The 12693-nt window shown below is 70.4% G+C and carries 11 protein-coding genes; 8 read left to right on the top strand and 3 right to left on the bottom strand.

Translation table 11 applies throughout. From position 1 onward, the window contains the following. Positions 1 to 13: 13 nt before the first annotated feature. Positions 14 to 1342, bottom strand: coding sequence for a hypothetical protein (locus HQ603_RS12505; RefSeq protein ID WP_222684855.1), 1329 nt, complete (start codon positions 1340 to 1342; stop codon positions 14 to 16). Between the two features lie 112 nt (positions 1343 to 1454). Here HQ603_RS12505 and HQ603_RS12510 point away from each other — a divergent pair, with 112 nt between their 5' ends. Both HQ603_RS12510 and HQ603_RS12515 read left to right on the top strand, forming a co-directional pair. After that, complete coding sequence (locus tag HQ603_RS12510) at positions 1455 to 2720, top strand: aspartate kinase (RefSeq protein WP_222684856.1); 1266 nt, start codon at positions 1455 to 1457, stop codon at positions 2718 to 2720. Between the two features lie 4 nt (positions 2721 to 2724). Next, on the top strand, positions 2725 to 3756 hold the full coding sequence (locus tag HQ603_RS12515) for an aspartate-semialdehyde dehydrogenase (protein WP_222684857.1): 1032 nt from the start codon (positions 2725 to 2727) through the stop codon (positions 3754 to 3756). A gap of 18 nt (positions 3757 to 3774) precedes the next feature. Here HQ603_RS12515 and HQ603_RS12520 read toward each other — a convergent pair whose 3' ends face one another. Both HQ603_RS12520 and HQ603_RS12525 read right to left on the bottom strand, forming a co-directional pair. Next, entirely contained in the window at positions 3775 to 4452 is a 678-nt protein-coding gene (locus HQ603_RS12520) for a hypothetical protein (protein WP_222684858.1), read from the bottom strand. Positions 4453 to 4686: 234 nt separating this feature from the next. Then, positions 4687 to 4884 (bottom strand): PspC domain-containing protein, encoded by a 198-nt coding sequence (locus HQ603_RS12525; protein WP_222684859.1) that lies wholly within the window; start codon positions 4882 to 4884, stop codon positions 4687 to 4689. A 181-nt stretch (positions 4885 to 5065) separates the two neighbouring features. Between HQ603_RS12525 and HQ603_RS12530 the strand changes: the two genes are divergently transcribed. The 6 genes from HQ603_RS12530 (at position 5066) to HQ603_RS12555 (ending at position 12691) form a co-directional block, all read left to right on the top strand. Further along, positions 5066 to 6148, top strand: a complete 1083-nt coding sequence (locus tag HQ603_RS12530) for a glycosyltransferase (protein ID WP_222684860.1) — start codon at positions 5066 to 5068, stop codon at positions 6146 to 6148. Positions 6149 to 6192: 44 nt separating this feature from the next. Then, a complete protein-coding gene (locus HQ603_RS12535; protein WP_222684861.1) occupies positions 6193 to 6777 on the top strand; it encodes a TetR/AcrR family transcriptional regulator in 585 nt (194 codons plus the stop codon). Beyond that, complete coding sequence (locus HQ603_RS12540) at positions 6774 to 8315, top strand: flavin-containing monooxygenase (RefSeq protein ID WP_222684862.1); 1542 nt, start codon at positions 6774 to 6776, stop codon at positions 8313 to 8315. Before HQ603_RS12535 ends, HQ603_RS12540 begins: the two co-directional genes overlap by 4 nt. Continuing rightward, the gene (locus tag HQ603_RS12545; RefSeq protein WP_222684863.1) at positions 8312 to 10018 is read left to right on the top strand and encodes a GMC oxidoreductase; all 1707 of its coding nucleotides are present in this window, start codon (positions 8312 to 8314) and stop codon (positions 10016 to 10018) included. Before HQ603_RS12540 ends, HQ603_RS12545 begins: the two co-directional genes overlap by 4 nt. A gap of 152 nt (positions 10019 to 10170) precedes the next feature. Next, a complete protein-coding gene (locus tag HQ603_RS12550) occupies positions 10171 to 11694 on the top strand; it encodes a catalase (RefSeq protein WP_222684864.1) in 1524 nt (507 codons plus the stop codon). A gap of 331 nt (positions 11695 to 12025) precedes the next feature. Continuing rightward, entirely contained in the window at positions 12026 to 12691 is a 666-nt protein-coding gene (locus HQ603_RS12555; protein ID WP_222684865.1) for a SipW-dependent-type signal peptide-containing protein, read from the top strand. The last annotated feature ends 2 nt before the right edge of the window (positions 12692 to 12693 follow it).

The raw sequence follows: 12693 nt of genomic DNA on the forward strand, positions 1-12693 counted from the left end.
CCGAACATGGGCGTCACCCTACTCCGGTGCGGCGCTCGGAACGAGCCCGGGGCGTCAGCGGGGCAAGCGAGCGAGCCACGGCTGCGGGTCGATCGTGTCCGTGCCGCGGGCGCGGCAGGCCGCCAGCAGGTCGTGACCGACGTCGACGGTGCGCAGGTACCGGCTCCACTGCGTGGCCGCCCAGGCGCGGTCGTCGGCGACGGCGTGTTCGGCGGCGGACGCCGCCCCCGCGAGTTCGAACTGCACGTCGCGGCGCAGGGCCATCGACGACGGCGCGTCGGGAGCGGCGTGCTGGATCGGGTCGCCCCAGCCCGGCGGCGACGGCCAGCCCGCCCGCGGCCAGGGACGCGGCCCCGACCCGCAGGGCGGTGACGGTCGCGTGGGACCGCGGGTGCAGGGCCCGGCGCAGCCGGAAGCCGACCGACGGGCGGGCCATGGGAATGCCGTCGTGCATCGCGTCGGACGCGTGGCCCGGGTCGACCGGACCGGACGCGCCGGCCACCGCGACCGCGTGGTGAATGTCCTGCAAGCGCATGACCAGCGGGTCGTTCGGCCGCAGAGCCGGCAGACGCGCGTCGTGCAGGGTCGCCCACGCCGTGTCGACGGCCGCGGCGGCGCGGTGCCGCGCGGACGCCACCCGCGGATCGGCCGTGCCGTCCGTGCCATTCGTGCCGCCGGTGGTCGGGACGGAGCCGGCATCCCGCACCGCGAGGAACGCCGCCACCGCACGGTCCGCGGCGGCGACGGCCTCGCGCTCGGGCGCCCGGCGGGGGTCGGCGCGTCGGCTGCGCAGCGGATCGCGGATCGCCGGCGCCGTCGAGACGACGGCGGCCCATAGCGCGCCGAGAGCGACGCATCCGGCGTTGACCGACCACGACACCCCGGCGAGCGGTACGACGGACCCGATGGCGCACGTCAGCACGAAGAAGAACGGGCCGGGCGGACCCAACCGCAGCGCGTCGACGACGAACGCGCCGACCATCGCGGTCACGGTCAGCACCACGACCAGGATCGCGCCCCCGACCACACTGCGCGCCGGGGTGTACTGACCGACCAGTCCGCTCACGGCCGCCGACGCGGTCAGGGCGAGACCGGCGGTGAGGACCACCGCCCACCGCGCTCTAAACGCCCGGCCCTCGCCGTAGACGACGGCGAAGCCGCCCGCGGCCGTCAGCAGCGCCTCGGTCTGGAAACCGAGCGTGAGCAGCACCAATGCCGGGATTCCGAAGGCCAGGGCCGCGCGCACGCCGCCCGGCCACCGTCGGCCACGCGCCGGGATCTCGACGAACATCCGTCGTAGTCCGTGCCGCGGCGGCAGGGCGGAGGAATCGACGGAGTTCACGGATCGATGGTAGGGAGCGGGCACGCGATTGCTCTCCTCGGTGCCGTTCTCGGTAGGCTGACTCGCCGACCCGACCCGGAGCGAAGACAGCAGTCCAGGAGGTAGTACCAGCGTGGCACTCGTCGTCCAGAAGTACGGGGGGTCCTCGGTCGCCACTGCCGAGCGCATCCGGCGCGTCGCGGAGCGCATCGTCGAGACCAAGCGCCGCGGCGACGACGTCGTCGTGGTCGTCTCCGCCATGGGCGACACCACGGACGAGTTGCTCGATCTCGCCCAGCAGGTCAGCCCGGCGCCCCCCGCGCGCGAGATGGACATGCTGCTCACCTCCGGCGAACGCATCTCGAACGCGCTGGTCGCCATGGCCATCCACTCGCTCGGCGCGGAGGCGCGGTCCTTCACCGGATCGCAGGCCGGCGTGGTCACCACCGGGGTACACGGCAACGCCAAGATCATCGACGTCACGCCCGGCCGCGTCCGCGACGCCCTCGACGAGGGCTCGATCGTGCTGGTCGCCGGGTTCCAGGGCGTCAGCCAGGACAGCAAGGACGTCACCACCCTCGGTCGGGGCGGCTCCGACACCACCGCCGTCGCCCTGGCCGCCGCCCTGAACGCCGACGTCTGCGAGATCTACACCGACGTCGACGGCATCTTCACCGCCGACCCGCGCATCGTGCCCGACGCCCGCCACCTCGAGAAGGTCGCCTTCGAGGAGATGCTCGAGATGGCCGCGTGCGGGGCGAAGGTGCTCATGCTCCGGTGCGTCGAGTACGCCCGTCGGTACGACGTTCCGGTGCACGTCCGCTCGTCGTACACCACCAAGCCAGGGACCATCGTGTCCGGATCCATGGAGGACATTCCAGTGGAAGAAGCCATCCTCACCGGTGTCGCGCACGACCGCAGCGAGGCGAAGGTGACCGTCGTCGGTCTGCCCGACGAGCCGGGCTACGCGGCCAAGATCTTCCGCGCCGTGGCGGACGCCGAGATCAACATCGACATGGTGCTGCAGAACATCTCGAAGGTGGAGACCGGCAAGACCGACATCACCTTCACGCTGCCGAAGACCGACGGGCCCACCGCGGTGACGAAGTTGACGGCGATGCAGGAGGAGATCGGCTTCTCGAAGGTCCTCTACGACGATCACATCGGCAAGGTCTCGCTGATCGGCGCGGGCATGAAGTCCCACCCCGGCGTCACGGCCACGTTCTGCGAGGCGTTGGCCGAGGCGGGCATCAACATCGATTTGATCAGCACCTCGGAGATCCGAATCTCGGTGCTCACCAAGGACTCCGAGCTCGACGACGCCGTGCGCGTGCTGCACGCGGCGTTCGGACTGGGCGGCGACGAGATCGCCGTGGTCCACGGCGGAACAGGACGGTAGGACCATGAGCGGACTGCACATCGGCGTCGTCGGCGCCACCGGACAGGTCGGCGCGGTCATGCGCACGCTCCTCGCGGAGCGGAAGTTCCCGGCGGCGTCGGTGCGCTTCTTCGCGTCCGCTCGCTCGGCCGGGAAGACGCTGTCGTGGGGCGACGGCGAGATCGTGGTCGAGGACGCCTCCACCGCGGATCCGACGGGCCTGGACATCGCGCTGTTCTCGGCGGGCGCCACCATGTCCCGCGAGCAGGCGCCGCGGTTCGCGGCCGCCGGCGTCACCGTCATCGACAACTCGTCGGCGTGGCGCAAGGACCCCGACGTGCCGCTGGTGGTCAGCGAGGTCAATCCGGAGGCCGTGCGGAACCTGCCCAAGGGCATCATCGCCAACCCCAACTGCACCACCATGGCCGCGATGCCGGTGCTCAAGGTGCTGCACGACGAGGCCGGTCTCCAGCGTCTGATCGTCTCCAGCTACCAGGCCGTGTCCGGCAGCGGGCTCGCCGGTGTCGAGGAGCTGGCCACCCAGGCTCGCGCCGTGGTCGCCGACGCGGAGAAGCTGGTGCACGACGGCGGTGCGCTCGCGTACCCCGATCCGCAGGTCTACACCGCGCCCATCGCATTCAACGTGCTGCCGCTCGCCGGCACGCTGGTCGACGACGGGAGCGGCGAGACCGACGAGGATCAGAAGCTGCGCAACGAGTCTCGCAAGATCCTGGGTCTGCCGGACCTGCTCGTCAGTGGCACCTGCGTGCGCGTTCCGGTGTTCACCGGGCACTCGCTGTCGATCAACGCCGAGTTCGCCTCGCCGCTGTCGGTCGCGCGGGCGACGGAACTGCTGTCGACGGCGCCGGGTGTGCGGGTCACCGACGTGCCCACGCCCCTCGCGGCGGCGGGTGCCGACGAGTCGCTGGTCGGCCGCATCCGTCAGGATCCGGGCGTGCCGGACGGTCGCGGTCTCGCGCTGTTCGTCTCCGGGGACAACCTGCGGAAGGGCGCTGCCCTCAACACCATTCAGATCGCGGAGCTCTTCGTCGGCTGAGTCGGGTTCGGCAGACGCTCAGTTGCGGGACACCGAGTCCTCCGACGGGATGTAGCCGCCGAGGATCGGACTCCACGACCACAGCCGGCCGCCCATGCGGTACCGGCCGTGTCGCAGTCCGGTGTCGAGGGCGGTGGCCTCGCCGCTCACCACCGCGGACAGCATGAGGTTCTCGCCGAGGACCGCCACGACGTCCGCGTCGGCCACGTCGTCCCCGGTGTAGTCCCCCGCGTAGTCGGAGTCGACGGACACGGCGGACGCGAGGTCGAGCGGCTCCATCGATTCCGCGGTGCCCTCCGGGGCGTGCAGGAAGCCCGAGGTGTGCGCGCAGCCGTCGGCTCGACATCGCTCGAAGTCAGCGAGGCGGGGCAGCCGGTCGATCAGCGGCCAGAGGCCGTCGGTGTGCCAGTCCGCGAGCGCGCGGCTCGCGTCGTCGTGATCGCGGGGGGCCTCGCCCTGCGCGGTGCGCCACCAGGCGAGCAACGCCGTGAACTCCTCGACGACGGGGCCGTGCCGGTACCAGCACGGGGCAACGGTCTCGGTGAGCTCGTAGCGGTCGCGCAGCCACCACACCCAGTCCACCAGGTCGTCCCACAGGCGGGCGGCGTCGTGTCGGTCGAGCGAACGCCAGGCGTAGCGGGCCGACGCGGAGTCGGGCGGCTGACCCGACGGGTCGTTCGGGGGTAGAGCAGGCATCGGCGTCCTCGGATCGCTCGGGTACGAGCGAGTCGTGATCGGCGGGGCACATCTGCCGGACGACGCGGGTTCGATCGTCACGGGCACTCGCAGTCCGGTCGGTCCCCACCGTGAAGCGGGCCGACGCGGGCTCGCACCGACACTAGGACGCCCTCGGGAACGGGCGCAAGTGTGCATCCTCCCGTGAACCGCCCGTCGGATCGGGACGATCGGCAGGTCGACGGACCGAGTCGGTCAGTACGCCGATTTGGGGATCGCGATCCAGAGCACGAGGTACACCACGAACTGCGGACCGGGCAGGATGCAGGACAGGACGAACAGCAGACGAACCAGGTTGGGGCTCAGTCCGAACCGCTCGGCCAGGCCGCCGCAGACGCCGGCGACGACCTTGCTGCGACGGGAACGGGTGAGACGACGAGCGGGCGTGGTCATGACGGGCGTCCTTCGGTCGGTCGGCGGGTGGTCACCTCGACAACGACCCGGGCCGGACGGTGGTTCCCCCGGGGGGGCGCGCCGTCCGGGACGGCTCCGGTCTCCACAGTTCGCGAGACGTTCGCCGGGTGGCTCGTCGTCGTACACCGGTCCCGGGCGGTGCGCGGTCGATACTCCGGCCATGCGCATCGTGCAGGTGGCCAACTTCTACGGCCCGCGATCGGGCGGGCTCCGCACCGCCGTCGACCACCTCGGCGCCGGGTACGTCGCCCGCGGCCACCGCGTCACGCTGATCGTGCCGGGGACGTCGTACGCCGAGTCGACGACGGCCACCGGCGTGCGGCGGATCGAGGTCCCGTCGTCGGGTCTGCCGTTCACCGGTGGCTATCGGGTGGCGCGTCCCGGCACCACGGCGGAGGTGATCGCCGAGATCGGAGCCGACGTGCTCGAGGTGTCGGACCGGTTGACGCTGCGCGGTCTCGGCGCGTGGGCGCGTGACCGCGGCATCCGCAGCGTGATGATCAGCCACGAACGGCTGGACCGGTTGCTCGGTCAGGTGATGCCGGGCGTCGTCGCGCGGCGGGTGGCGGACGCGGCGAACCGTCGGAGCGCCGCCGGGCACGACGCGGTGGTGTGCACGACGGAGTTCGCGCAGCGAGAGTTCGACCGGATCGCGGTGGACGCGCGGCGGGTGGCGCTCGGAGTGGACCTCGACCTCTTCCATCCCCGGCGACGACGTCGGAACGAGGGGCGGCACGTCCGGCTGGTGCACTGCGGCCGACTGTCGGTGGAGAAGCACGCGGAGCGCAGCATCGACGCCCTCGCTCAGCTGCGGCGCGGTGGGCTCGACGCCGAGCTGACGGTGGTGGGGGACGGGCCGCGGCGCGGCGCGTTGGAGCGACGGGCGGCCGGGCTCCCGGTGCACTTCACCGGGTTCGTCGGCGATCGTCTGCGGGTCGCGCGCCTGCTCGCGGGTGCCGACGTCGCCCTGGCGCCGGGGCCGCACGAGACCTTCGGGCTCGCCGCGCTCGAGGCCCTCGCCTCCGGTACGCCGGCCGTCGTCTCCGGGACGTCGGCGTCCGCCGAGATCGTGACCCCCGCCTGCGGTGCGGCGGTGGGCAACACCGGGCGCGAGTTCGCCGAGGGCATCGCGCGGGTCCTGGACCTGTCCGGCGGGCGGGTCACCGCGCGCACGCGTGCCGAGGAATTCGCCTGGCCCGTCGCGGTCGACGCGATGCTCGGCGTGCTGACCGAGGCAACTTAAAGTCAGTCTGGACTGTTTGTAAGTTTCCCGCTATCGTCGCCGGTGTGAGCGACACCACTACCGCCCCCGCACCGCCGCGGCGCACGCAGGCCGAGCGCACGGCGGCCACGCGCGCCCGGCTGCTCGACGCCGCCATCGACGCTCTCGTCGACCTCGGCTACGCCCGGACGTCGACGCAGGAGATCGCGCGTCGGGCCGGGGTGTCGCGCGGCGCCCAGCTGCATCACTTCCCCACCCGTGAGGCGCTGGTGGTCGCGGCCGTCGAGCACCTGGTCGATCGTCGGCTCGCGGAGTTCCTCGACGTCGATCGGGAGACTCCCGGACTGGAGCTGCTGCTCGAGGCGTTCTCCGGCCCGCTGTTCCACGCGGCGCTGGAGCTGTGGGTGGCGGCCCGGACGGACCCGTCGCTGCACGCCGCCATGCTGCCGCTCGAACGCAAGGTCACCGAGGCACTCGAGCTCGGGGGACGCGAGATCTACGGCGACCGGATGAGTCCTGCCGCCTTCCAACTGAGCATCGAACTGGCGAGGGGGATGGCGGTGTCCGCCATCCTGCGCACGCCCCGAGAGGAGAACGAGATGCGGACCCGACTGCTGCCCGTGTGGGAGAAGGCGGTGACCGAGGCATGACCACGTCGATCGAGCCGTCGGCGCGAGAGTTGCCCGCGCACAGCGACATTCTCGTGGTGGGGTCCGGCTTCGCCGGCATGGGCGTCGTCGCGCGTGTCCTGCGTCAGGACCCGACCGCGGACATCACCGTGATCGAGCGAGCCCACGACGTCGGGGGCACCTGGCGGGACAACACCTACCCGGGCGTCGCCTGCGACGTGCCCACCTCGCTCTACTCGTTCTCCTTCGCCCCGTACGCGGACTGGAAGCACACCTTCGCGAGGGGGCCGGAGATCCACGAGTACCTGCGCGGCGTGGCCGACCGACACGGCATCCGCGAGCGGCTGATCACCGGGTGCGCACTGCTCGACGCCCGCTGGGACGAGGACCGATGCCGGTGGCACGTCACCACCGAGAAGGGCGAATGCACGGCGCGCGTCCTCGTCGCCGCGACCGGCACGCTGTCGACGCCCAAACTGCCCGCCGTGCCCGGTCTCGACACGTTCCAGGGGCAGGCGTTCCATTCCGCCACCTGGGATCACGACGTGGACCTGGCCGGCAAGCGCGTCGCCGTCGTCGGGACGGGCGCGTCGGCCATCCAGTTCGTCCCGGAGATCGCGCCGATCGCGCAGCACACCGTCGTGTTCCAGCGCACCCCGGCGTGGGTGGTCCCGCGCGCGGACCGCACCCGCGGGCCGCTGGAGCGGGCGCTGTACCGCCGCGCACCGTGGACGCTCAAGGCGCAGCGCGGCGCGATCTACGCCTACCGCGAGATGTACGTGGAGATGATGGCGCGGCGGCCGAAGTTGCTCGGCGCGGCACACCTGGTGGCCACGGCGTTCCTGCACCGCAAGGTGCGGGACCGGACGCTGCGCGAGCGCGTCGTGCCGTCGTACCGCATCGGGTGCAAGCGCATGCTGCTCTCCAACGACTGGTACGACACCCTGCAGCGTCCCGACGTCGACTTGGTCGACTCCGGGTTGACGGCGGTGACGCCCACGGGCGTCGTCGACCGGGACGGGCGCGAGCGCGAGGTCGACGTCATCGTCTTCGGGACCGGGTTCACGCCGACGGAACCCCCTGTGGCGCACCTGATCCGGGACGGCGAGGGCGTCACGCTCGCCGAGCGGTGGCAAGGCAGCCCGCGGGCGTACCGCGGCACCACCATCGCCGGGTTCCCCAACCTGTTCATGATGTACGGGCCCAACACGAACCTCGGGCACAGCTCCATCGTCTACATGCTCGAATCCCAGTCCGCCTACCTCGAATCGGCGCTGCGGGAGATGTCCGACGCCGGCATCGAGGCGGTGGACGTGCGGCCCGACGCCCTGGAGTCCTGGAACGCCGACCTCGACCGCGATCTCGCCGGGACGGTGTGGAACACGGGCGGGTGCTCGAGCTGGTATCTCGATGCCAGCGGCCGCAATTCGGCGATGTGGCCCACGTTCACGTGGCTCTTCCGCCGGGCCACCAAGAAGTTCGATCGGGAGAACTACCGCGCGCTGCGTCCGGTGACCGCGACGCGGACCGACCCCGCGACCGAGAAGGTGAACGCATGAAGGACACGTACGACGTCATCGTGATCGGCTCGGGCTTCGGCGGCAGTGTCGCCGCCCTGCGCGCCACGGAGAAGGGCTACCGGGTGGGCGTGCTGGAATCCGGCCGTCGCTTCGAGGACCACGAACTGCCCAAGACCAGCTGGCGGCTGCGAAAGTACCTGTGGGCGCCGCTGATCGGGTGCTACGGACTCCAGCGCATCCACCTGCTGCCGAACGTCCTCGTCATGGCCGGCGCCGGCGTCGGTGGCGGGTCGCTGAACTACGCCAACACCCTCTACCAGCCGCCGACTCCGTTCTTCCGCGATCCGCAGTGGGGTGACATCACCGACTGGGAGAAGGAGATGGCGCCGTACTACGACCAGGCCAAGCGCATGCTCGGCGTCGAGGACAACCCGACCATCACCCCCGCCGACAAGATCATGCGCGACATCGCCGAGGAGATGGGCGTCGGCGACACCTTCGGCACCACGCCCGTCGGCGTGTTCTTCGGTGCGCCGGGGCAGAAGGGCAAGGACGTCCCCGATCCGTACTTCGGGGGCGTCGGACCCACGCGCACCGGCTGCACCGAATGCGGCTCGTGCATGACCGGCTGCCGGGTGGGCGCGAAGAACACGCTGGTCAAGAACTACCTTCACCTCGCCGAACGAGCCGGTGCCACCGTACATCCGCTCACCACGGTGACCTCGGTGCGTCCCCGGTCCGGCGGTGGCTACGAGGTCCGCGTGCGCCGTACCGGCGCGAAGCTGCGCCGTGCCGAGACGGTGATGACGGCGTCGCAGGTGGTGTTCGCGGCCGGCACCTACGGGACGCAGAAGCTGATGCTCGCCATGAAGGAGAGCGGGGAGCTGCCGCGCCTGTCGGACAAACTCGGCTCGGTGGTGCGCACCAACTCCGAGGCGGTCCTCGCGGCCACCGCCCGCGATCGCCAGATCGACTTCACCGAGGGTGTGGCCATCACGTCGTCGTTCCACCCGAATGACCACACGCACATCGAGCCGGTGCGATACGGCAAGGGCAGCAACGCGATCGGGCTGCTGCAGACCGTGCTCAGCGACGGCGGTGGGCGACTGCCCCGGCCGCTGAAGACGCTGGGCGTCGCCGTGCGGCACCCGGCTGCCACGCTGCGGAGCCTGTCGGTGCGGAACTGGTCGGAGCGCACGGTCATCGCGCTGGTCATGCAGACCGACGACAACTCCCTGGAGCTCGGGTCGAAGAAGGGGCGATTCGGTCGACGGCTGACGTCCCGTCCCGGTGGGGGAACGCCGCCGCCGAAATGGATTCCGGAAGGGCACGTCGCGATTCGCAAGGCCGCCGACAAGATCGGCGGCGATCCCGGCGGATCGTTCGCGGACGTCTTCGACATTCCGATGACGGCGCATTTCCTCGGGGGTTGCGTCATCGGGGCCACGCCGGAGCGCGGCGTCATCGACCCGTACCACCGGGTCTACGGGTACGAGGGACTCCACGTGGTCGACGGGTCCGCCGTCAGCGCCAACCTCGGGGTGAACCCGTCGCTCACCATCACCGCCCAGGCCGAGCGGGCCCTGGCGCTCTGGCCCAACAAGGGCGAGGAGGACCGTCGTCCGCCGATGCAGGGCGAGTACGTGGCGCTGCCACCGCAGAGCCCGGCCGCACCGGTGGTGCCGGTGCACGCACCGGGCGCTCTCCGGCTGCCGTTGACGGTGGTCGGCCAGGATCGCTGACCCTGCCCGGGCCAGGACCGGCTCTGGACCGGTCCCGGCCCGGTCCGGACGACGTTCGGACCGGGTCACGGTTGCGTGTGCGGGGGAGCGGGTAGCCGTTCCTGTGACGCGGCTGCCCCCGCGTCCCCCGATCAGCAGGAGGCAGTGGATCCATGACGACGCCCAAGCCCACCACCAACAACGCGGGCGTGCCCGTACCGAGTGACGAGCACTCTCTGACCGCCGGTGCGCAGGGGCCGATTCTCCTGCACGATCACTACCTCATCGAGAAGATGGCGCAGTTCAACCGCGAGCGGGTGCCGGAGCGCGTGGTGCACGCCAAGGGTTCGGGTGCGTTCGGCACGTTCGAGGTCACCGGGGACATCTCGCAGTACACGCGCGCGGCCGTGTTCCAGCCCGGCGCCACCACCGAGGTCCTGGCGCGGTTCTCCACCGTCGCCGGCGAGCAGGGCAGCCCCGACACGTGGCGTGATCCGCGCGGTTTCGCGCTGAAGTTCTACACGACCGAGGGCAACTGGGACATGGTCGGCAACAACACGCCGGTCTTCTTCGTCCGCGATCCGCTCAAGTTCCAGGACTTCATCCGCAGTCAGAAGCGCATGCCGGATTCCGGTCTGCGTGACAACAACATGCAGTGGGACTTCTGGACGCTGTCGCCCGAGTCGGCGCACCAGGTGACGTGGCTGATGGGCGACCGCGGAATCCCGAAGTCGTTCCGCCACATGGACGGATTCGGCTCGCACACCTACCAGTTCATCGCGGCCGACGGCACCAAGTCGTGGGTGAAGTTCCACTTCAAGACCGACCAGGGCATCGAGTACCTGACGCAGGACAAGGCCGACGAGCTCGCCGGCACGTCCCCCGATCACCACCGCCAGGACCTGTTCGGCGCCATCCGCAACGGTGATTTCCCGAGCTGGACCGTGAAGGTGCAGATCATGCCGTACGACGACGCGGAAGGGTATCGGTTCAATCCGTTCGACCTGACCAAGGTCTGGTCGCAGAAGGACTACCCGTTGATCGAGGTGGGCCGGATGACGTTGAACCGGAACCCGGAGAACTTCCACGCGCAGATCGAGCAGAGCTCGTTCGAGCCGTCCAACCTGGTGCCCGGTATCGGCGCGAGCCCCGACAAGATGCTGCTCGGCCGCATCTTCAGCTACGCCGACGCCCACCGCTACCGGATCGGTACCAACTATGCGCAGCTGCCGGTCAACCGCGCCAAGGCGGAGATCAACTCCTACTCGAAGGAGGGCGCGATGAACATCCACTACAACTCGGCGGACACGCCGGTGTACGCGCCCAACTCCTACGGCGGCCCTGCTGCGGACAGCAACCGCTACGGCGACGACGGCGCCTGGGACTTCGAGCCGCGGTTCGTCCGCACCGGCTACGTCCAGCACCCCGAGGACGGCGACTTCGTCCAGGCCGGGCAGTTGGTGCGGGAGGTCATGGACGACGACGCCCGTGATCGACTGGTCGACAACATCGTCGGTCACGCCCTCAACGGGGTGACCGAGCCGGTGTTGCTGCGCGTGTTCGAGTACTGGCGGAACGTCGACCCCGAGATCGGCAAGAAGGTCGAGGAGGGTGTGCGCGCCGGGCAGGGCGAGACCGCACCCACCACCGGCGCCGGCGCCGTCGACGACCCCGCCGACGAGGCCGCTCGCGTCTGATCGATCGCTGTCCGGTCCCCACCCTGCGTCGCTGGGGTGGGGACCGTTCTGGCGTGACGTAAATCACGTTTGAGTCGGGAGTGTTGCAAACCCTGTCGGAACCGCTGTTTCACCGATGGTGACGGCGGCAGAACTTGCCCGGTCTCGGCGTGTATCGAATTGTTGCGGCTTTACGGAGTCGTAAGCCCGTTTCGGTTGGTGCTACCCGGGGTCTCACTGGATGGTTACCGGGAATAAAGAGAACGTTCGGAACGTAAAGACGGCAATTTGGCTCTACAGTCTGCTCGCAGCCATTGCTGGAATGGCTCTGCGAACGGAACAGGGGCCCGTCATGACGACCGATCTTTCACACGAATCGGAGCGCGACGACCGCTCCGTCCGTCGCCGCAAGGTCCGCGCACTGCTCGCTGGCGGGTTGGTCCTCGGCGTGGGTGCGGCCGTCACGCTCGCGGCGTGGACGGACAACGTCTTCGGGCAAGCGGAGTTCAGTGCGGCGAACTGGAACGTGCAGGGCAACTTCGACGGAACGACCTGGGGCGAGTACGACCAGACACCGGGGAACGCGGCGGGGTCGTTCTCCTTCTCGACCGGATTCAACGCCATGGGTCCCGGTGACACGGTCTATGCACCGGTGTCGCTGCGGGTGGGCAAGGGCACCACGGCAGGGGGTGCGTACGACGCCACCGTCAAGTTGAACGGGGCGACTCCGAGCACCGGTGCGCTGTTCCCCCATCTCACCTACACCGTCGTCCCCGGCGTCACACGGGCGGACTGCCTCGCGAAGTCCCTCGCCGGCGGAACGGCGCCCATCGTGGCCGCAGGCAGCGCGCTGGGTGTATCGAGCGCCGACAGTGCCCTCACCCTGCTGAAAGCGGGTACCGAGGTGCCGCTGTGCTTCGCGGTCACCATGTCCCCGACGGTCGCGGCCAGTACGGTCGCGGGTACGACCACGGGTGTTGTCACCTGGAGGTTCGACGCGACCGCCGTCTTGCCCTGAGT

The sequence above is a fragment of the Rhodococcoides corynebacterioides genome (genome assembly GCF_019834675.1).
GTDB lineage: Bacteria > Actinomycetota > Actinomycetes > Mycobacteriales > Mycobacteriaceae > Rhodococcoides > Rhodococcoides corynebacterioides_A.

Bases quoted from the DNA above. Each gene is read 5' to 3' on its own strand.
- HQ603_RS12540 (WP_222684862.1), top strand. From the start codon at position 6,774: ATGACCACGTCGATCGAGCCGTCGGCGCGAGAGTTGCCCGCGCACAGC.
- HQ603_RS12545 (WP_222684863.1), top strand. From the start codon at position 8,312: ATGAAGGACACGTACGACGTCATCGTGATCGGCTCGGGCTTCGGCGGC.
- HQ603_RS12555 (WP_222684865.1), top strand. From the start codon at position 12,026: ATGACGACCGATCTTTCACACGAATCGGAGCGCGACGACCGCTCCGTC.
- HQ603_RS12525 (WP_222684859.1), bottom strand. From the start codon at position 4,884: ATGACCACGCCCGCTCGTCGTCTCACCCGTTCCCGTCGCAGCAAGGTC.
- HQ603_RS12530 (WP_222684860.1), top strand. From the start codon at position 5,066: ATGCGCATCGTGCAGGTGGCCAACTTCTACGGCCCGCGATCGGGCGGG.
- HQ603_RS12515 (WP_222684857.1), top strand. From the start codon at position 2,725: ATGAGCGGACTGCACATCGGCGTCGTCGGCGCCACCGGACAGGTCGGC.
- HQ603_RS12550 (WP_222684864.1), top strand. From the start codon at position 10,171: ATGACGACGCCCAAGCCCACCACCAACAACGCGGGCGTGCCCGTACCG.
- HQ603_RS12520 (WP_222684858.1), bottom strand. From the start codon at position 4,452: ATGCCTGCTCTACCCCCGAACGACCCGTCGGGTCAGCCGCCCGACTCC.